19 protein-coding genes and 1 riboswitch are annotated in these 16,890 nt (G+C 70.1%); of the genes, 4 read left to right on the top strand and 15 right to left on the bottom strand.

Annotation, left to right across the window (positions count from 1 at the left end; all coding sequences use genetic code 11):
- Positions 1-43 precede the first annotated feature (43 nt).
- The 3 genes from VPA02S_RS07810 to VPA02S_RS07800 are packed head-to-tail and all read left to right on the top strand — an operon-like array spanning position 44 to position 3,542.
- Positions 44-1,285: a 3-methyl-2-oxobutanoate dehydrogenase (2-methylpropanoyl-transferring) subunit alpha gene (locus VPA02S_RS07810; RefSeq protein WP_012746159.1), complete on the top strand. Its 1,242-nt coding sequence runs from the start codon at positions 44-46 to the stop codon at positions 1,283-1,285.
- Positions 1,286-1,289: 4 nt separating this feature from the next.
- Positions 1,290-2,303, top strand: coding sequence for an alpha-ketoacid dehydrogenase subunit beta (locus tag VPA02S_RS07805; RefSeq protein ID WP_012746160.1), 1,014 nt, complete (start codon positions 1,290-1,292; stop codon positions 2,301-2,303).
- On the top strand, positions 2,304-3,542 hold the full coding sequence (locus tag VPA02S_RS07800) for a dihydrolipoamide acetyltransferase family protein (RefSeq protein ID WP_012746161.1): 1,239 nt from the start codon (positions 2,304-2,306) through the stop codon (positions 3,540-3,542).
- A gap of 21 nt (positions 3,543-3,563) precedes the next feature.
- Here VPA02S_RS07800 and VPA02S_RS07795 read toward each other — a convergent pair whose 3' ends face one another.
- The 15 genes from VPA02S_RS07795 to VPA02S_RS07725 form a co-directional block, all read right to left on the bottom strand.
- Entirely contained in the window at positions 3,564-3,920 is a 357-nt protein-coding gene (locus VPA02S_RS07795) for a (2Fe-2S) ferredoxin domain-containing protein (protein WP_012746162.1), read from the bottom strand.
- Positions 3,917-4,900: a precorrin-3B C(17)-methyltransferase gene (gene cobJ, locus VPA02S_RS07790; RefSeq protein ID WP_012746163.1), complete on the bottom strand. Its 984-nt coding sequence runs from the start codon at positions 4,898-4,900 to the stop codon at positions 3,917-3,919. Before cobJ ends, VPA02S_RS07795 begins: the two co-directional genes overlap by 4 nt.
- A complete protein-coding gene (locus VPA02S_RS07785; RefSeq protein WP_012746164.1) occupies positions 4,897-5,688 on the bottom strand; it encodes a CbtA family protein in 792 nt (263 codons plus the stop codon). Before VPA02S_RS07785 ends, cobJ begins: the two co-directional genes overlap by 4 nt.
- Positions 5,689-5,702: 14 nt before the next feature.
- Positions 5,703-5,903, bottom strand: coding sequence for a CbtB domain-containing protein (locus VPA02S_RS07780; RefSeq protein ID WP_012746165.1), 201 nt, complete (start codon positions 5,901-5,903; stop codon positions 5,703-5,705).
- A 37-nt stretch (positions 5,904-5,940) separates the two neighbouring features.
- Positions 5,941-6,345 (bottom strand): cobalamin biosynthesis protein, encoded by a 405-nt coding sequence (locus VPA02S_RS07775; protein ID WP_012746166.1) that lies wholly within the window; start codon positions 6,343-6,345, stop codon positions 5,941-5,943.
- Positions 6,342-7,079 (bottom strand): cobalamin biosynthesis central domain-containing protein, encoded by a 738-nt coding sequence (locus tag VPA02S_RS07770; protein ID WP_012746167.1) that lies wholly within the window; start codon positions 7,077-7,079, stop codon positions 6,342-6,344. Before VPA02S_RS07770 ends, VPA02S_RS07775 begins: the two co-directional genes overlap by 4 nt.
- Positions 7,069-7,866, bottom strand: coding sequence for a precorrin-2 C(20)-methyltransferase (gene cobI, locus VPA02S_RS07765; RefSeq protein ID WP_012746168.1), 798 nt, complete (start codon positions 7,864-7,866; stop codon positions 7,069-7,071). The genes VPA02S_RS07770 and cobI overlap by 11 nt, the downstream gene beginning before the upstream one ends.
- Positions 7,863-9,173: a bifunctional cobalt-precorrin-7 (C(5))-methyltransferase/cobalt-precorrin-6B (C(15))-methyltransferase gene (locus tag VPA02S_RS07760; protein ID WP_062363110.1), complete on the bottom strand. Its 1,311-nt coding sequence runs from the start codon at positions 9,171-9,173 to the stop codon at positions 7,863-7,865. Before VPA02S_RS07760 ends, cobI begins: the two co-directional genes overlap by 4 nt.
- Positions 9,170-10,267 carry a cobalt-precorrin-5B (C(1))-methyltransferase gene (locus VPA02S_RS07755; protein WP_012746170.1) on the bottom strand — a complete coding sequence of 366 codons (1,098 nt, stop codon included), beginning with the start codon at positions 10,265-10,267 and terminating at the stop codon, positions 9,170-9,172. The genes VPA02S_RS07760 and VPA02S_RS07755 overlap by 4 nt, the downstream gene beginning before the upstream one ends.
- A complete protein-coding gene (locus VPA02S_RS07750) occupies positions 10,264-10,953 on the bottom strand; it encodes a precorrin-8X methylmutase (RefSeq protein WP_012746171.1) in 690 nt (229 codons plus the stop codon). Before VPA02S_RS07750 ends, VPA02S_RS07755 begins: the two co-directional genes overlap by 4 nt.
- The gene (locus VPA02S_RS07745; protein WP_012746172.1) at positions 10,950-11,879 is read right to left on the bottom strand and encodes a sirohydrochlorin chelatase; all 930 of its coding nucleotides are present in this window, start codon (positions 11,877-11,879) and stop codon (positions 10,950-10,952) included. The genes VPA02S_RS07750 and VPA02S_RS07745 overlap by 4 nt, the downstream gene beginning before the upstream one ends.
- On the bottom strand, positions 11,876-12,721 hold the full coding sequence (gene cobM / locus VPA02S_RS07740) for a precorrin-4 C(11)-methyltransferase (RefSeq protein WP_018903601.1): 846 nt from the start codon (positions 12,719-12,721) through the stop codon (positions 11,876-11,878). Before cobM ends, VPA02S_RS07745 begins: the two co-directional genes overlap by 4 nt.
- Positions 12,722-12,880: 159 nt before the next feature.
- Positions 12,881-13,144, bottom strand: a riboswitch (cobalamin riboswitch).
- A 159-nt stretch (positions 13,145-13,303) separates the two neighbouring features.
- The gene (locus VPA02S_RS07735) at positions 13,304-13,612 is read right to left on the bottom strand and encodes a hypothetical protein (RefSeq protein WP_012746174.1); all 309 of its coding nucleotides are present in this window, start codon (positions 13,610-13,612) and stop codon (positions 13,304-13,306) included.
- A gap of 96 nt (positions 13,613-13,708) precedes the next feature.
- Positions 13,709-14,710 carry a tripartite tricarboxylate transporter substrate binding protein gene (locus tag VPA02S_RS07730; RefSeq protein WP_062363106.1) on the bottom strand — a complete coding sequence of 334 codons (1,002 nt, stop codon included), beginning with the start codon at positions 14,708-14,710 and terminating at the stop codon, positions 13,709-13,711.
- Positions 14,711-14,755: 45 nt separating this feature from the next.
- Positions 14,756-15,820 carry a tartrate dehydrogenase gene (locus VPA02S_RS07725; protein WP_012746176.1) on the bottom strand — a complete coding sequence of 355 codons (1,065 nt, stop codon included), beginning with the start codon at positions 15,818-15,820 and terminating at the stop codon, positions 14,756-14,758.
- A 111-nt stretch (positions 15,821-15,931) separates the two neighbouring features.
- On the opposite strand from VPA02S_RS07725, the gene VPA02S_RS07720 reads away from it, so the two are divergent.
- Complete coding sequence (locus VPA02S_RS07720) at positions 15,932-16,861, top strand: LysR family transcriptional regulator (RefSeq protein ID WP_018903600.1); 930 nt, start codon at positions 15,932-15,934, stop codon at positions 16,859-16,861.
- Positions 16,862-16,890 lie beyond the last annotated feature (29 nt).

The following is a 16,890-nucleotide window of genomic DNA, read 5'->3' as shown; positions in this document are numbered from 1 at the left end:
GGCTTTGCTGGCGAGCGATTCCATCGAGCGCGGAGACAACGCGATGAGCCAGGGCGTATCTCTTCGTCTGCATGTGCCGGAGCCCACCGGGCGGCCGGGGCATGAGACGGACTTTTCCTATCTCCACCTGTCGCGCGCCGGCGAGGTGCGAAAACCCCCGGTCGACGCGTCGCCGGCCGACACCAGCGACCTGGCCTACACACTGGTGCGCGTGCTCGACGACGAGGGCCGCGCAGTCGGCCCGTGGGCGCCCGAGGCCGACCCCGAGCTGCTGCGCCGCGGCCTGCGCGCGATGATGAAGACACGCGCCTTCGACGCCCGCATGCTGATCGCGCAGCGGCAGAAAAAAATATCGTTCTACATCCAGTGCCTTGGCGAAGAGGCCATTGCCACCGGCCACGCGCTGGTGCTGCAGCAGGGCGACATGTGCTTTCCCACCTACCGCCAGCAGGGCCTGCTGCTGGCGCGCGACGACGTGACGCTGCTCGAGCTGATCTGCGAGCTGATGTCCAACGAGCGCGATCCGCTCAAGGGACGGCAGCTGCCGGTGTGCTATTCGATGAAGCGGGCCGGCTTCTTCTCGATCTCGGGCAACCTGGCCACGCAGTTCATCCAGGCGGTGGGCTGGGGCATGGCCTCGGCGATCAAGGGCGACACGCGCATTGCCTCGGGATGGATCGGCGACGGCGCCACCGCCGAGTCGGACTTCCACACGGCGCTGACCTTCGCGCACGTGTACCGCGCGCCGGTGATCCTCAACGTGGTCAACAACCAGTGGGCGATCTCGACCTTCCAGGCGATTGCCGGCGGCGAGGCCACCACCTTCGCGGCGCGGGGCGTGGGCTGCGGCATCGCATCGCTGCGCGTCGACGGCAACGACTTTCTCGCGGTGCTGGCGGCCTCGCGCTGGGCCGCCGAGCGCGCCCGCAGCAACCTCGGGCCGACGCTGATCGAATGGGTGACCTATCGCGCCGGCGCGCACTCGACCTCGGACGATCCCTCGCGCTACCGTCCGGCCGACGACTGGGCGCATTTTCCGCTGGGCGATCCGATCCCGCGCCTGGCGCAGCACCTGAGGTCCATCGGCGCCTGGTCGCAGCAGGAGCACGAGCAGACGCAGGCCGACCTGGAGGCGCAGGTGAACACCGCGCTGAAGGAGGCCGAGCGCTTCGGCTCCATGGCCGACGGCCACGTCGCCGGCGCCGCGACCATGTTCGAGGACGTCTACAAGGAAATGCCCGAGCACCTGAAGCGGCAGCGCGAGCAGCTCGCGTCCGAGGGCTGACGCCATGGCCTCGATGACCATGATCCAGGCCCTGCGCTCCGCCATGGACGTGATGCTCGAGCGCGACGACAACGTGATCATCTATGGCCAGGACGTGGGCTACTTCGGCGGCGTGTTCCGCTGCACCGAAGGCCTGCAGGCCAAGTACGGCCGCTCGCGCGTGTTCGATGCGCCGATCAACGAGGGCGGCATCGTCGGCTCGGCCATCGGCATGGGCGCCTACGGCCTGCGCCCGGTGGTGGAAGTGCAGTTTGCCGACTACGTCTATCCGGCCTACGACCAGATCGTGTCCGAGGCGGCGCGCCTGCGCTACCGCTCGGCCGGCGACTTCACCGCGCCGATCACCATCCGCATGCCCTGCGGCGGCGGCATCTACGGCGGCCAGACGCACAGCCAGAGTCCCGAGGCGCTGTTCACGCACGTCTGCGGGCTGCGCACGGTGATGCCTTCCAATCCGCGCGATGCCAAGGGCCTCCTGATCGCCTCGATCGAGAACGACGACCCCGTCATCTTCCTGGAGCCCAAGCGGCTGTACAACGGCCCCTTCGACGGCCACCACGAGCGGCCGCTGGTGTCGTGGTCGGCGCATCCGCTCGGCGAGGTGCCCGAGGGCTACTACACGGTGCCGCTGGAGTCGGCCACCGTGTTCCGCCCCGGCGCCGACCTGACGGTGATCAGCTACGGCACCATGGTGTTCGTCTCGGAAGCGGCCGCACGCGAGACCGGCATCGATGCCGAGATCATCGACCTGCGCAGCCTGTGGCCGCTGGACCTGGAGACGCTGGTCGCCTCGGTGAAGAAGACCGGCCGCTGCGTGATCGTGCACGAGGCCACGCGCACCAACGGCTTCGGCGCCGAGCTGGTGGCACTGGTGCAGGAGCATTGCTTCCACCACCTGGAGGCGCCGATCGAGCGCGTGGCCGGCTGGGACACGCCCTATCCGCATGCGCAGGAGTGGGCCTACTTTCCGGGGCCGGCGCGCGTCGGCGCGGCGATGCGCCGCGTCATGGAGAACTGAATGGCCACGCATGCAATCAAGGTGCCGGACCTTGGCGAAGGCATTGCCGAGGTGGAGCTGGTGGCGTGGCGCGTGCAGCCCGGCGACACGGTGGCGGAAGACCAGGTGCTGGCCGACGTGATGACCGACAAGGCCACCGTCGAGATTCCCTCGCCGGTCGCGGGCCGGGTGCTCGCGCTCGGCGGCGAAGTGGGGCAGCAGCTCGCGGTGGGCGCGGAGCTGATACGGATCGACGTGGAGGCGCAGGGTGAGGCGGTGCAGGTGCCGGCCGCGCACGCACGCGCGTCCGCGCCCGTGCCGGCACCTGCACCGGCGGTAGCAGCTGCGGCGACATCCGCTCCGGCCGTGCGCATATCCTCATCGGCCGGCAAGCCGCTCGCCGCACCCGCGGTGCGCCATCGCGCCGCGGTGCTCGGCATCGATCTGCAGCAGGTGCCGGGCAGCGCCGCGGACGGCCGCATCCTGCACGAGGACCTCGACGCCTGGCTGCTCCGCAGGCAGGGCGCGCAGGCGCCGGGCCCGCCGCGTTACGCGGAGCGCCACGACGAGGAGGCCGTGCCCGTGACCGGCGTGCGCCGCCGCATCGCGCAGCGCATGCAGGATGCGATGCGCCGCATCCCGCACTTCACCTACGTCGAGGAAGTCGACGTGACCGAGTTGGAGCTGCTGCGCGCGCGGCTCAACGAACGCTGGGGCAGCGAGCGGGCGCACCTGACGCTGCTGCCGCTGCTGGTGCGCGCCATCGTGCTGGCGGTGCCGCGCTTTCCGCAGGTCAATGCCCGCTTCGACGACGAGACCGGCGTGCTCACGCGCCACGGCGCAGTGCATGCCGGCATCGCGACCCAGACCGCCGTGGGCCTCATGGTGCCGGTACTGCGCCACGCCGAAGCGCGCGACCCCTGGTCCAGCGCAACCGAGATCGCGCGCCTGGCCGAGGCCGCGCGCGCGGGCCGCGCCACGCGCGACGAGCTGAGCGGCTCGACCATTACCGTCACCAGCCTCGGCGCGCTGGGCGGCATCGCGTCCACGCCGATCATCAATGCGCCCGAGGCGGCGATCGTCGGCGTCAACCGCATCGTGCAGCGCCCGGTGATGAAGGATGGCGCCGTGGTCGCGCGCCGCATGATGAACCTGTCATCCTCCTTCGACCACCGCGTGGTCGACGGCCAGCTGGCGGCCGAGTTCGTGCAGGCCGTGCGCGCCTCGCTCGAATGCCCGGCGCTGCTCTTTGTCGAATAGCCGGCGTGCGACTGCAGCGCCTCAGGCGGCCGTGTCTGGCGCGAGGCCCGGTCCCTGGTGGAACACCAGGTCTTCCACCACCACGCCGCCCACCAGGTGCTGCGACAGGATGCGGTCCATGTTCTCCGGCGTGACGTTGTAGTACCAGGTGCCGTCGGGCTGCACGCACATCACCGGCCCGCCCTTGCAGGCCGCGAAGCAGCCGACGCGGCTGCGCTTGACGCGCAGTGCACCCTCGTTCAGGCCCGCGGCCTTGAACTTGTCGCCCAGGCTGTCGAACAGGTCCTGCGAGGCGCCGTCGGGGCTGCAGCGCGGTCCCGTGCAGACCAGCAGGTGGCGCTTGTAGCCGCCGATCTTGGGCTTGACCACCTCGCTCATTCCTGCGTCTCCTCGAGCGGCGCGGCCGCGGGGCTTTCTTCTTCCTCGGCCGGTGCGGCCAGCACGGCCTCGATGTAATCGACGGGCAGGCGGTGCTGCGCCGCCAGCGCGGCGGCGCTCGCGCCTTCGGCATGGTCGGCGCGCAGGTTGGCCATCCAGCCCAGCAGGCCGGTCGACAGCGAGCGGCCTGGCTTCTCGCCGCTGCGCGTGTTGCCGCCATCGTCCAGGTCGTACTTGTTGGCATAGCCGCGCGGCGTGACCATGAGGCCGTGCTGCACGAAGGTGTGGCTGTTGCCGATGAGCACCGTCGTCAGCATGCCGATGTCGCACTCGCTCATGTGGGCAAGCGTGGTGAACTCGATGCGCTCGCGCCGGCGGTAGGCCGACTTGACCACCGCCACCGGCGTGTCCGGCCGCCGGTGCCGCAGGAAGAGCTGCTGCGCCTGCACGATCTGCTGGGTGCGCCGCCCGCTCTTCGGGTTGTAGAGAGCCACCACGAAGTCGGCCGCCGCCACCGCGTCGAGCCGCCGCGCGATCACGGGCCAGGGCGTGAGCAGGTCGCTCAGCGAGATCGAGCAGAAGTCGTGCGTGAGCGGCGCGCCCACCAGCGCCGCGCAGGCGTTGATGGCCGACGCGCCGGGCACCACCTCGACGGCGATGTCGGAGTCCGGCGTCCAGCCGGCCTGGAACAGCACCTCGTAGGTCGGGCCGGCCATGCCGTAGACGCCGGCATCGCCGCTGGAGATCAGCGCCACCTTCTTGCCCTCGCGGGCACATTCGAGCGCATTGACCGCGCGGTCGAGCTCCTCGGTCATGCCCTTGCGGATCACTTCCTTGCCCTCGAGCAGGTCGGCCACCAGCTTGATGTAGGTGCTGTAGCCGACCACCACGTCGGCTTCGGCGATCGCGGCCAGCGCGCGGCCCGTCATGTGGTCGTGGTGGCCGGGCCCGATGCCGACCAATGAAATCTTGCCGCTCATGGATTCACCTCCAGTGCCGGCGCGGTGCGCGAATTGCCGAACGCAGCGGCCAGCACCGGCCGCAGCCAGCGCTCGAAGGCCAGGCCGCAGGCCACGCCCGTCGAGGCCCAGAAGCTCAGCGAGATCCAGGTGGTCACCCAGATGAAGCGCGCATCGAGCGTCCGCAGCGCGGCCTGTGCCTCGGGCCCGAAGCCCGCGAAAGGATCGCCTGCGGCCTGCGGCGCACCCACCACGAAAGGCAGCGCGAGCCAGGCCGCAGCCGCGGGCCAGCGCAAGGCACTGCGCAGGCCCGCGAGCGAGATGCAGGCCAGCGCCGCGCCGGCTGCGGCCAGCACCCACCAGCCCTGGCGCGAACCCAGCCGGGCCGCATCCATGCCGGGGATCTCGGCCGGCAGCCCGAGCGACGGCCAGAAGTGAAAGCTCAGCCAGCCGGCGGCAGACACCAGCAGCGCCAGCGGCAGCGAGCGCATGCGCGTGCCGCGCCAGAGGCAGACGCCCATTGCCGCAAGCACCAGCAGCGCCATGCTGAAGGCATGCAGCATGTTGGCGACCCAGCTCCAGAAGCTGCGCTCGGCGCCGTCCTCGGGCTGCCATTGAACTTCATCCGCGGCAGCGCCGTGGGCATGCGCCGCGTCATGGCCGTGGCCTGCAGGCGCGGCCTTCTGCGATTCGTAGCTTTCGGCCGCCTGGATGATCGGCGTGGCCTGCCACTGCTGCACGCCGGTCTGCACGCTGCCCACCAGCACGGCCGCCGCCAGCGCGGACCAGATCAGTCGTTGGAAGATCATGGGACGCTCCGCGCTCAGTGGCAGGGCTTGACCGTGACGTGGCGCACGTCGTGCGCGGCGTTGTGCGCGAGCGGGCTTTCGGCAAAGGCGACGCCGTACAGGACGAACAGGCCCAGCGCTGCGGCGCCGGCCAATTGCAGCAGCAGGCTGCGCGCCGTGCCGGCATGGGCGAAGCCGCCGGTGTGGGAAGTGGTGTGCGTGGAGGAGGCGTTCATTGCGGGTTCCATTCGAGAGAGTGAGGGTTGGAGTTCATCAGGACATGCGCGCGATCGAGACCGTCGCGTGGCGCCCGTCGGCGCCGCGGTGCTTGTGCTTGGGGACGACCAGCGCCGCCATCGGCAGGCCGCCGCCGGCCAGCAGCGCGGCCGCCTCGCTGACCGAAGGCGTGCCGGTGTGGCGGCGCACCGTTTCCGACGGATGCGGCACGGGCACTTCTGCCAGCTGCGCGGCAGAGTAGAAGCGCAACGCCCAGCCGTGGGCCGCGGCCAGTGCCAGCAGGCCCGGTTCGTCGGCCTTCAGGTCGATGCTGGCTGCCGCCGCCACCTGCGCGAGCTGCGTGCCGATGCCGGCCAGCGCTTCGTCGATCGCCTGCTGCAGCGTGGCCTGCGGCGTGCCGCGGTCGCAGCCCAAGCCGATGGCGTAGCGCACGGTGCTCATAGCGGCGGCCGATAGACGACGAGCCGCTCGGCCAGCGCGCTCCAGCGTTCGGCGCTGACTTCGGCCTGCGTGATCCACAGCACGGCCTTGAAGCGCGCGAGGTCGACCTCGTCGAAGCGCGCGAAGCGGTGGATGTTGGCGGGCAGGGGCGTGGGGCGGGTCCACCAGCCGGCGCTGCCCGCTTCCTGCACCACCGCAATCGGCTCGCCGTTCACCACATGGGCCGAGACGCGCGTGATGTTGATCTTGGGTGCCTCCACCTTCCAGCCGAGCTCGCGGCCGAGGATGTCGACCGGAATCGTCTTGCCCACGTCCGACGCGGTGGTCAGCACCGGCGTGGCGCCCAGCAGCGAAGCGACCTGCTCGGCCATCGCGTTGGCGCCACCCACGTGGCCCGAGAGCACCGGAATCACGAACTGCGCGGCGTCGTCCACCACCAGCACGCCCGGGTCCTCGTCCTTGCTCTTGAGGTGCGGCGCGATCAGCCGCACCACGGCACCGAGCGAGACGAAGAACACGACCTGGTCGAAGTCCGCGAACAGCGCTGCGATCTCGTCGCGGAAGGCGCCCGCGTAGGCGCGCACCGGGTTGGGCAAGCCGGCCATGAGCGGCGCGAACTTGTCCGCCACGCACACGCTGGCCTCCGGCAGCTGGCGGGCCAGGCCGGCGGCCTGCTGCGCGCCATGTTTGGTGATGGCCACAAGCACCACACGGGGTGCGGCTTCATTCGTCATTCGGGTTGTCCTCTTCGATTTCGGTGCTGGTCTTCTTGCGGCAGCCGCGCACCAGTTCGCCGCGTTCGCGGCCGGGGTTCTTCACCAGCAGCAGCGACAAGTAGTTGACCTTGCTGCCCTTCAGGCTGGCCACGTCGTGCACGATGCGTTCGACCGGCGAGCCGGCCTTTTCGATGAAGCGGCTGTGCGCGAGCAGGCCGCGCCGCGCCAGCAGGTCGATCAGGTCGTCGAGCAGCGGCTTGACCTTCATGAGCACCAGCGTGTCGAAGTCGTCCAGCATCTTCTCGACCGCCGCAATGCCGTAGGCCGCCGGCACGATGGCCACGGTGTCGTCCTGCTCCGAGAGCGGCAGCTGCAGGCGCGCGCAGGCCGCGTTGAACGAGGTGACGCCGGGCACCACGTCGATGCGCGCGGCCGGGTCGAGCTCGCGCAGCACGCGCGCCAGGTAGCAGAAGCTCGCGTAGGTGGAGGCATCGCCCTCGACCAGGAACAGCACGTCCTGCCCGGTGGCCAGCAGCGCCTGCACGGTCTCCGCGGCCTTCAGCCAGTGGCGCGCGAGCTTCTCGGCGTCGTGGGTCATCGGGAACAGCAGCGCCTGGTGCTGCGCGGGCGCCGACAGGCCGGCGCGCAGCGCGATGTCGAGCGCGTAGCTTTCCTTGCGCAGGCTGCGCACCGGGTAGGTCCAGACCGCATCGGCGCGCGTCAGCAGGGACCAGGCGCGGCGCGTGATCAGGTCCGGATCGCCCGGGCCGAGCGATACGCCGTGGAGCATGCCGGGTGCCGTCATGCCACACCGCCTGCTTGCGCACAGACCAGCCACACCGGGTTCTCGGCCGCGAGCCGGTGCATGTGCAGGATCGGCTTGCTGCGCGAGGCCTGCAGCTGCAGCACGTCCCAGGCCGCGCCCTGCGCCTTGAGCGCCTCGACCGCAGCCGCGAGGTTCTCGATGGTCACGAAGTTCATCACCAGCCAGCCGCCCGGCCGCAGGCGCCGCAGCACCAGCGCGATGAGCTCTGCCAGCTCGCCGCCGGAGCCGCCGATGAAGACCGCATCCGGATCGGCCCAGGCCGCCAGGCCCTCGGGCGCCTTGCCGTGCACCAGGCTGTGGTTGCTGATGCCCATGGCCTGGCGGTTGCGCACGACGATGGCGCTGTCGTCCGCGTTCTTCTCGATCGCGTAGACATGGCCGCGCCAGCACAGCCGCGCGGCCTCCAGCCCGACCGAGCCGGAGCCCGCGCCGATGTCCCACACCACGCTGTCGGCGCGCAGCTGCATGCGCGCGAGCGAGACGGCGCGCACCTCGTTCTTGGTGATCAGGCCCTTCTCGGGATGGCGCTGCTCGAAGCTCGCATCCGGCAAGCCGAACAGCACCTGCGGCGCGCGCAGCCGCGTGCGCCAGAGCAGCACCACGTTCGGATCGGCAAAGCGCATCTGCGCCGCGGCCGTGATGCGCATGCCGCTGACCACGCGCTCCTCGGGCTGGCACAGGCGCTCGGCCACGGCCATCTCGAAATCGTCGGCCAGGCCTTCGGCCACCAGCATGCGCGCGATGCGGTCGGGCGTGTTGTCGGGGCTGGTGAGCACGGCCAGCCGGTCGTGCTGGCGGATGTCGCGCAGCAGCGCATAGAGGCCGTGCGCGGGCGGCGAGCCGGGGAGCCAGTCGCCCGCATCCTTCGCATGCACGGAGGCAAACTTCATCTCCTGCCACGGCAGGCCGAGCCGCGCGCAGGCCAGCTGCAGCGTCGATACGTTCGGAATGACCTCGATCGCCTCGATGCACAGGCGCGCGGCCAGGAAGGCCGCAATGCCATGGCACAGCGGATCGCCGGTGGCCAGCACGACCACGCGGCGCTCTTCGGCCTGCGCGGCGCGGATCCATTCGGGCACCTGCGACAGCGCGCCCGTGAGATCGCGCTGCACCGCGCCGGGCGCGATGTGCGGCGCGAACAGCGCCAGCGTGCGCGCGGCGCCGATCACCAGTTGCGCCTTTTGCAGGTGGGCCATCGCGCCGCGCCCGAGGCTCGCATCGCCGTCGTCCAGCACGCCGAGGATGCGGCATTTGTTGGTCATGTTGTTGTTCTCGCTGTCGTTCACGGGGCCTCCGCGATCTTTCGGCCTTCGAAGTCGCAGACCAGCACCTTCAGTTCGAACTGGTCGGGGTAGCGCGTGCGCAGCGTCTGGATGACGCGCTGCGCGAGCGCCGTGTGAAAGGCGGTGCCGAGCCCGAGCGCGTCCATGCGCTCGCCGGCATAGCGCGCGGTCTCGTTGCCGCGGATCGCATCGCACACATCGGGCGGCGCGCCGAGTCCGGCGGCCAGGTCGGCCAGCAGGCCGGTGTCGACCTCGGCCCGGCCGGCGTGGGTGATGGTCTCGCCCTGCGCGATCTTGGTGAGCTTGCCGACCATGCCGCCGATCACCACCTTCCGGATTCCGGCCTTGACCGCGGCGCCCATCGCGTAGCGCAGGAAGTCGCCCATCTGCACGAAGGCCGGCTCGGGCAGCTCCGGCATTTCGGCCATCACGAATTTCTCGGTGCGCCCGCCGGTCGTGAGCACGACCACGCCATGGCCCAGCGTGCCCGCCACCTGCACGCCCTGCACCACGCTCGCGCGGTAGGCGGCGGTGGAATACGGCTTGACGATGCCGGTGGTGCCGAGGATCGAAATGCCGCCGAGGATGCCCAGGCGCGCATTGAGCGTCTTCTTGGCCATCTCCTCGCCCTGCGGCACGGAGATCGCGACTTCGAGGCCGACCTCGTCGAGCAGCGCCGCGCCCACCGCGCGCACGTTCGCCTCGATGTTGCGGCGCGGCACCGGGTTGATGGCCGGCCCGCCCACGGCGAGCCCGAGGCCCGGCATGGTGACGGTGCCCACGCCGGTGCCGCCGGCCAGCACCACCTGGCCCGCCAGATCGGGCAGCAGGCGCACGTCGGCCGTGAGATGGGCCTTGTCGGTGCAGTCGGGGTCGTCGCCGGCGTCCTTGATGACCATGGCGTGCGCGCTCGCGCTGTCGACGCGGCCATCGTGTACCGCGAAGCGCACGAGATCACCGTTGGGCAGCAGGCACTCGACGTGGTCGGGCACCTGGCCCGTGACCAGGCCGATCACCGCCGCGCGCGCCGCCGCGGCCGAACACGCACCGGTCGTGAAACCGGTGCGGGTGCCGCGGGGCGCGCCCTTGTCCATCATGCGGCGTGTTCGCGCGCCTCGGCCAGGCCCAGCAGCGCGTGGATCGCGGCCACCACCAGCGTGGAGCCGCCCTTGCGCCCGCGGATCACGATCCAGGGCACCTCGTCTTCGAGCGCGGCCAGGTCCTTCGATTCGGCCGCCGACACGAAGCCCACCGGCATGCCCACCACCAGCGCGGGGCGCGCGCCCTCTTCGCGGATCAGCCGCACGATCTCGATCAGCGCGGTCGGTGCATTGCCGATGCCGACGATCGCGCCGTCGACCAGCCCGAGCCGGTGCGCCTTGCGCATGGCCTGCACCGCGCGCGTGGTGCCTTCGGCCATCGCCTGCGAGATCACGTCCGGGTCGCTGATGAACTGGTGAGTGCCCATGCCGAAGTGCGCGAGGCGCGGCGCCGAGAGGCCGACGCAGATCATCTCGACATCGGCCAGCACGCGGCTGGCGCGCGAGCGGATGGCGGCAATGGCGGCGTCGACTGCCTCCGGGTGGAAGTCGGTCAGGCCGTTGAAGTCGAAGTCGGCGTTCGCATGGATCATGCGGCGCACCACGGGCCACTGGTCGGCCGTGTAGGCATGCGAGGCCACCTCGCGGTCGATCACCGCGAAGGAGTCGTGCTCGATGGCGCGGCCCGCCGCGGTGAGCTGCTCGGTGACGACGTTGGCCGCCGGGGCGTGCGTCGGCTTCATCGCAGCGCCGGCACCGCGTCGTGCGCATGGACGTGGCCATGCGCGTGGTCGTGATCGTGGTCGTGGTCGTGGCCGTGCGCCGCCGCATCGCCATGGTGGTGGCCGCCCAGCCCGTGCTCCACCGCAAAGTCGCGGAACTTGCAGCCGTCGCAAGGCATGAGCGCGGCCGGCGCGCCGCGCCGCAGGTCGTCCACGCGCTGTTCGAGCAGCGCGAAGATCTCGGGCTCGAAGCCGAAGTAGCGCGTGGAAACGAAACGGATCGTCGGGTACTGCGCCTTCAGGTGCTCGACCTGGCGCGCGATGCGTTCGACCAGCGTGCCGTTGAACAGGTAGTAGGGCAGCACCACCACCTGCTTCATGCCCAGCAGGCCCTGGCGCTGCACGGCCTTCTCCAGGCGCGGGTAGGTGATGCCGGTGAAGGCAAGGTCGACCAGCTCGTGGTCGGTCTCCTCCATCAGCCAGCGCGCCATCTTGGCCATGTCGCCATTGGCCTGGCGGTCCGACGAACCCCGGCCCAGGATCACCACGCCGGTGGTGGTCGGGTCGGGCATGTCGAGCGCCTGCATCGCGTCCTTGAGGCGGCGCTTGAGGATCGCGAGGATCGGATCGCAGGCCGTGAGGTGCGGCGCGTAGAGGAACTGCACCATCGGGTACTTGAGCCGGGCGCCGTCGATGGCCTGCGGCACGTCCATCTTCACGTGGCCCGCGGCATTGAGGATGAGCGGCACCACGATCACGCGCCGCGCGCTCTCGGCCGCGCGGCGCAGGCCCTCGCTCATCGTGATCTCGGAGAACTCGATGAAGCAGACCTCGATGCGCCAGCCCGGCTGCCGCTCGCGCCATTGCGCGGCAAAGGCCTCGATCTCGTCGTTGCCGGATTTTTCGCGCGAGCCGTGGCCCACCAGCAGAATGGTTTCGGAGTTCATGGGAGTTCCTGGCGCAGGGTTTGGACGGGAACGCTCGCGCGCCGGAAGCGGTGCGTGAAGCTCGCGTCGTAGAGCTTGGATTTGGCGAGCGTGGTCCACTGCCGCGCGCCCAGCGTGGGGCTGGCGATGATCATCGACTGGCTCGCGATGCGGGCCTCGCGGCACAGCGCCTGGATGGTCGCGACCGTGCCGCGCACGATCTTCTCTTCGCCCGGCCAGCTTGCCTTGTGAACCACCACCACGGGCGCATCGGGCGACCAGCCGGCGGCCGTGAGCGCGGCCGTGACCTTGCCCATCAGGGTGATGCTCAGGAAGATGCACAGCGTGCTGTGGTGCGCGGCGAGCGCCTCGAGCGACTCGCCCTCGGGCATGGGCGTGCGGCCTTCGACGCGCGTGAAGATCACGGTCTGCGTGACCTCGGGCAGCGTGAGGCTTTCCACCGCCGCCGCCGCCGAGGCCATGGCGGAGGACACGCCCGGCACCACGCCGATCGGCACGCCCGCCGCATCCAGCGGCTGCACCAGCTCGATCAGTGCGCCGTACAGGCCCGGGTCGCCGGTCTGCAGGCGCACCACGGTCTCGCAGCGCGCGGCCTGCGCGATCAGCCAGGCCGACATCTGCTCGAGCGTCATGTCCTTGCTGTCGGCAATGGCGCAGTCCGGCCGCGCCCAGCGCATGGCGGTTTCGCTCACGAGCGAGCCCGCGAACAGGATCGCCCCGGCGCGCTCGACGAGGCCGCGGCCCTTGACGGTGATGAGTTCCGGATCGCCCGGGCCCGCACCGACGAACCACACGGTTCCCGGCGTCGGCGCACTGCCTGGAGCGATGGCTCGCTTGTTCATGATGATGATTCCTCCGCGCCCGCCGCGCGATAGATGGTCGGTACGACCGGGCGGGGGGAGAGAAATCGGAGGGGCGCCAGTGGATGCGGTTCCGGCGGATGCACACCTGCATCGAGCCGGACGCCATGCGCCGCCCGCCGATCCTCGCCCACCGCAAGGTCATGCGCTGGTCGTCAGGCCGGTCTCCGGGCTCACGAGCGCAGAGCCATCGGCTCTGCAGCAAGACCACCTTCCCATGTCGTTCGCGGCACAGTGGCGCGGGACCGAATCCCGGGGTCTTGCTTCTTGACTCGTTTACCGTTGCGGGGGCAGCGTCGGCATTGCGCGGTGTTCTCTCCACCGCCGCGCACCGACTTCCCGTTTCACCCTGGCCACCCCGCCGTTTACACGGGGCGCCAGGACACCTGACAACGCGCGCAAAGTGTATCAGCCGCTTGCGGCGGGGCGGCGGGCGATCACCTGTCCAGGCCGAGACGCCCGCGCAGTTCCTTGCGGGCCGCGGCGAAATCGCCCTGGTACGCGGGGTTGTTCTGGATCAGAACAGCCGCGCGTCGGCATGGCTCCCGGGTCTGTGTGGGCAGATCAGCGGGCCGGCCGCAGCCGCAGGCCAACCAGGAGTTCGTTGTAGGACGCGGTCACTGCGGCGTTGCCAGGCAGGTAGCGTTCGAGCGCGGCGCCCAGCTCGTCCTGCTCCGAATGGTTCAGCTCGCTCGCCACGCGCCTGAACTCGGCGTGGTAGCAGGGCAGCATCAACGCCGCCGTGAGCGCGTGGACGTCGTTGCCGCGCGCAAGGCGCTCGTTGCACGCCGCGATGCTTCGATAGATGCCGAGCGCCTGCGCGACGCGGTCGTTCTTGCTGCTGTTCCTGCTGTTCCTGCTGTTGCTGCTCATCGCCGGCTCCTTGTGGCGCGCCGTGGTTGGCGCCGCAAGGCAACTCTAGGGACTGGCGAGCGCAGCGGGGAGTAACAAGATCGTCGTGAATCCGGCCTACTCGACCGCGACCTTCCCCTCCTTGACCAGCCTCGCGAACTTCGCCGTCTCCTCGCGGATGCGGGCCGCCATCTCGGCGGAGCTGTCGCCGATCGGGTCGGCGCCGATCGCGCGCATCCGCTCGGCGAACTCCGGCGACTTGATGATCCTGGCCATCTCGATGTGGAGCTTTGCGGTGATGTCCTTCGGCGTTCCGGCCGGCGCGAGCACGCCGAACCAGGTGCCGATGTCGAAGCCCTTGAGCCCGGCCTCCTCGAGCGTCGGCACCTCGGGCAGTACGGCGGAACGCTTGGCGGTGGTGACGGCCAGCGCGCGCAGCTTGCCGCCCTTGATGTGCTGCAGCACGGGCGTGATGGTGTCGAAGGACATGTCCACCTGCCCGCCCAGCAGGTCGGTGGTGAGCGGACCGCTGCCCTTGTACGGCACGTGCAGCAGCTTGACGCCGGTGCTGGCCTGGAACTGGGTGCCGATCAGGTGTTGCGCCGTGCCGTTGCCGTTGGAGCCGTAGGCCAGCTCCTTCGGCGACGCCTTGGCAAGCGCGACCAGCTCGGCCACCGACTTGGCCGGCGTGAGCGAGGCATTGACCACCAGCACGTTCGGCACCATCGCCACCGTGGTGATCGGCGCGAAGTCTTTCTGGAAGTCGTAGGGCAGCTTCTTGTAGACGCTGGTCGCGATGGTGTGGTGCACCGCGCCCATCAGCAGCGTGTAGCCATCGGGCCTGGCCTTGGCGACGTAGTCGGCGCCGAGCGTGGCGCCGGCGCCCGGCTTGCTTTCCACGATCACGGGCTGGCCCAGGGCCTTGGACAGCGCATCGGCGAGCGTGCGGGCCAGCACGTCGGTGGTGCCGCCGGAAGGAAAGGGCACGACCAGGCTGATCGGCTTGGCCGGCCACGGCTCCTGGGCAGTGGCCCAGGGCGCGATGCAAAGGCCGAGGGCCGCCAGGGCGGTTCCCGCGAGGGCGCGGCGGCGCCCGATGGCGAATGGTTGCTTCAACATGTCTTTGTCTCCTGGCTGACGGTCTGCGCCGTGTGTTTGATTGGGTTACGCGAGCCGTGCGCACACGGCCTGCGTGACCTGCGCGGTGGTGGCGCGGCCGCCGAGATCGCGCGTGTGCAGCGCGGGGTCGGCCGTCACGGCTTCGACCGCCTGCATGACGCGCCGGGCGGCCTCGGCCTCGCCCAGGTGCTCCAGCATCATCACGACCGACCAGAAGGTGCCGACCGGATTGGCCAGGCCCTTGCCCATGATGTCGAAGGCGGAGCCGTGGATCGGTTCGAACATCGACGGGTAGCGCCGCTCGGGGTCGATGTTGCCGGTGGGTGCGATGCCCAGGCTGCCCGCGAGCGCGGCGGCCAGGTCGCTCAGGATGTCGGCATGCAGGTTGGTGGCGACGATGGTGTCGAGCGAGGCCGGCCGGTTGATCATGCGTGCGGTCGATGCGTCGACCAGTTCCTTGTCCCAGGTGACCTCCGGGAACTCCTTCGAGACCTGCAGCGCGATCTCGTCCCACATCACCATCGCGTGGCGCTGGGCGTTGCTCTTGGTGACGACCGTGAGCAGCTTGCGGGGCCGCGACTGCGCCAGTTTGAAGGCGAAGCGCATGATGCGTTCGACGCCGGCGCGCGTCATCATGGACACGTCGGTGGCGGCCTCGATCGGATGGCCCTGGTGCACGCGGCCGCCGACGCCGGCGTACTCGCCCTCGGAGTTCTCGCGCACGATGACCCAGTTCAGATCATGGGGGCCGCAGCGCTTGAGCGGGCCGTCGATGCCGGGCAGGATGCGCGTCGGGCGCACGTTGGCGTACTGGTCGAAGCCCTGGCAGATCTTCAGGCGCAGGCCCCAGAGCGTGATGTGGTCGGGAATATGCGGATCGCCCGCCGAGCCGAACAGGATCGCGTCCTTGCCGCGCAGCGCATCGAGGCCGTCGGCCGGCATCATCGCGCCGTGTTCGCGGTAGTGGTCGCCGCCCCAGCCGAAATTCTCGAACTCGAACGTGAAGCTGCTGCCGGCCGAAGCCAGCGCTTCGAGCACCTGCTGGCCCGCGGGCACGACTTCCTTGCCGATGCCGTCTCCGGGAATGGTTGCGATCTTGTACGTCTTCATGGCGATGCCTGCGGGAGGTTGAAAAAGAGATTCCACTGTAAGAAGCAGCAGCCCGCGGAATCGGCGCTAAAGTGAAGCCATTGTTAACCTGAGTTCAACAGTGGGGCCACGATGAGCAGCGCCATCCTTCCGGCCGATCTCGGCTTCTTTTCCACCCTGGCCAGCGCCGGCAGCCTGAGCGCCGCCGCGCGGGAGCTGGGCATCACCACACCCGCGGTCAGCAAGCACCTGGCGCTGATGGAATCGCGCGCGGGCGTGCTGCTGGTCAACCGCTCCACGCGCCGCATGAGCCTCACGCCCGAGGGCGAGCTGTACCTGGAGCATGCGCGCCGCATCCTCGGCGAGATCGACGGCATGGAGGAGCTGCTGGGCGTGTCGCGCGCCACGCCGCGCGGCCTGCTGCGCGTGAACGCCACGCTGGGCTTCGGGCGCAGCCATGTGGCGCCGCTGATCTCGCGCTTCGTGCGCAAGCATCCGGCCGTGGAGGTGCAGCTGCAGCTGTCGGTCAATCCACCGGCGCCGAGCGAAGACCTGTTCGATGTCTGCGTGCGCTTTGGCGCGCCGCCGGACAGCCGCGTGGTGGCAAGGCACATCGCATCGAACCGCCGGCTGCTGTGCGCATCGCCCGCCTACCTGGCGGCGCGCGGCATGCCCAAGGTTCCGAACGACCTGGCCAGGCATAACTGCATCGGCATTCGCCAGGGCGAGGAAGCCTACGGCGTCTGGCGCCTGACGAGCGGCCGAGGCCGCCATGCGCGCACCGAATCGATCAAGACGCGCGGCAGCCTCGCGACCAACGACGGCGAGATCGCCGTGAACTGGGCGCTCGAAGGCCACGGCATCCTGATGCGGGCGGAGTGGGACATCAACCGCTACCTGCGCAACGGCCGCCTGGTGCAGGTGCTGCCGCAGTACTTCACGCCCGATGCCGACATCTACGCGGTGTATCCGCAGCGGCACCAGCTGGCCGCGCGCGTGCGGGCCTTTGTCGATTTCCTGGCGCTTTCATTCACGCAGCAGGTGGCGTCCGGCAAGGCATAGCCGGACGCGCGCGAGCCGGTCGCGGCAGC

This window comes from Variovorax paradoxus NBRC 15149 (assembly GCF_001591365.1).
GTDB classification, from domain to species: Bacteria; Pseudomonadota; Gammaproteobacteria; order Burkholderiales; family Burkholderiaceae_C; genus Variovorax; species Variovorax paradoxus.
This window is presented reverse-complemented; position numbering and strand designations above follow the sequence as displayed.

Coding starts and splice junctions, on each gene's coding strand:
- cobJ (WP_012746163.1), bottom strand. CDS start 4,900: ATGAGCGGCAAGATTTCATTGGTCGGCATCGGGCCCGGCCACCACGAC.
- VPA02S_RS07795 (WP_012746162.1), bottom strand. CDS start 3,920: ATGAGCGAGGTGGTCAAGCCCAAGATCGGCGGCTACAAGCGCCACCTG.
- VPA02S_RS07720 (WP_018903600.1), top strand. CDS start 15,932: ATGAGCAGCGCCATCCTTCCGGCCGATCTCGGCTTCTTTTCCACCCTG.
- VPA02S_RS07750 (WP_012746171.1), bottom strand. CDS start 10,953: ATGAAGCCGACGCACGCCCCGGCGGCCAACGTCGTCACCGAGCAGCTC.
- VPA02S_RS07785 (WP_012746164.1), bottom strand. CDS start 5,688: ATGATCTTCCAACGACTGATCTGGTCCGCGCTGGCGGCGGCCGTGCTG.
- VPA02S_RS07745 (WP_012746172.1), bottom strand. CDS start 11,879: ATGAACTCCGAAACCATTCTGCTGGTGGGCCACGGCTCGCGCGAAAAA.
- VPA02S_RS07780 (WP_012746165.1), bottom strand. CDS start 5,903: ATGAACGCCTCCTCCACGCACACCACTTCCCACACCGGCGGCTTCGCC.
- VPA02S_RS07730 (WP_062363106.1), bottom strand. CDS start 14,710: ATGTTGAAGCAACCATTCGCCATCGGGCGCCGCCGCGCCCTCGCGGGA.
- cobI (WP_012746168.1), bottom strand. CDS start 7,866: ATGACGGCACCCGGCATGCTCCACGGCGTATCGCTCGGCCCGGGCGAT.
- cobM (WP_018903601.1), bottom strand. CDS start 12,721: ATGAACAAGCGAGCCATCGCTCCAGGCAGTGCGCCGACGCCGGGAACC.
- VPA02S_RS07725 (WP_012746176.1), bottom strand. CDS start 15,820: ATGAAGACGTACAAGATCGCAACCATTCCCGGAGACGGCATCGGCAAG.
- VPA02S_RS07775 (WP_012746166.1), bottom strand. CDS start 6,345: ATGAGCACCGTGCGCTACGCCATCGGCTTGGGCTGCGACCGCGGCACG.
- VPA02S_RS07770 (WP_012746167.1), bottom strand. CDS start 7,079: ATGACGAATGAAGCCGCACCCCGTGTGGTGCTTGTGGCCATCACCAAA.
- VPA02S_RS07810 (WP_012746159.1), top strand. CDS start 44: ATGAGCCAGGGCGTATCTCTTCGTCTGCATGTGCCGGAGCCCACCGGG.
- VPA02S_RS07755 (WP_012746170.1), bottom strand. CDS start 10,267: ATGATGGACAAGGGCGCGCCCCGCGGCACCCGCACCGGTTTCACGACC.
- VPA02S_RS07735 (WP_012746174.1), bottom strand. CDS start 13,612: ATGAGCAGCAACAGCAGGAACAGCAGGAACAGCAGCAAGAACGACCGC.
- VPA02S_RS07805 (WP_012746160.1), top strand. CDS start 1,290: ATGGCCTCGATGACCATGATCCAGGCCCTGCGCTCCGCCATGGACGTG.
- VPA02S_RS07800 (WP_012746161.1), top strand. CDS start 2,304: ATGGCCACGCATGCAATCAAGGTGCCGGACCTTGGCGAAGGCATTGCC.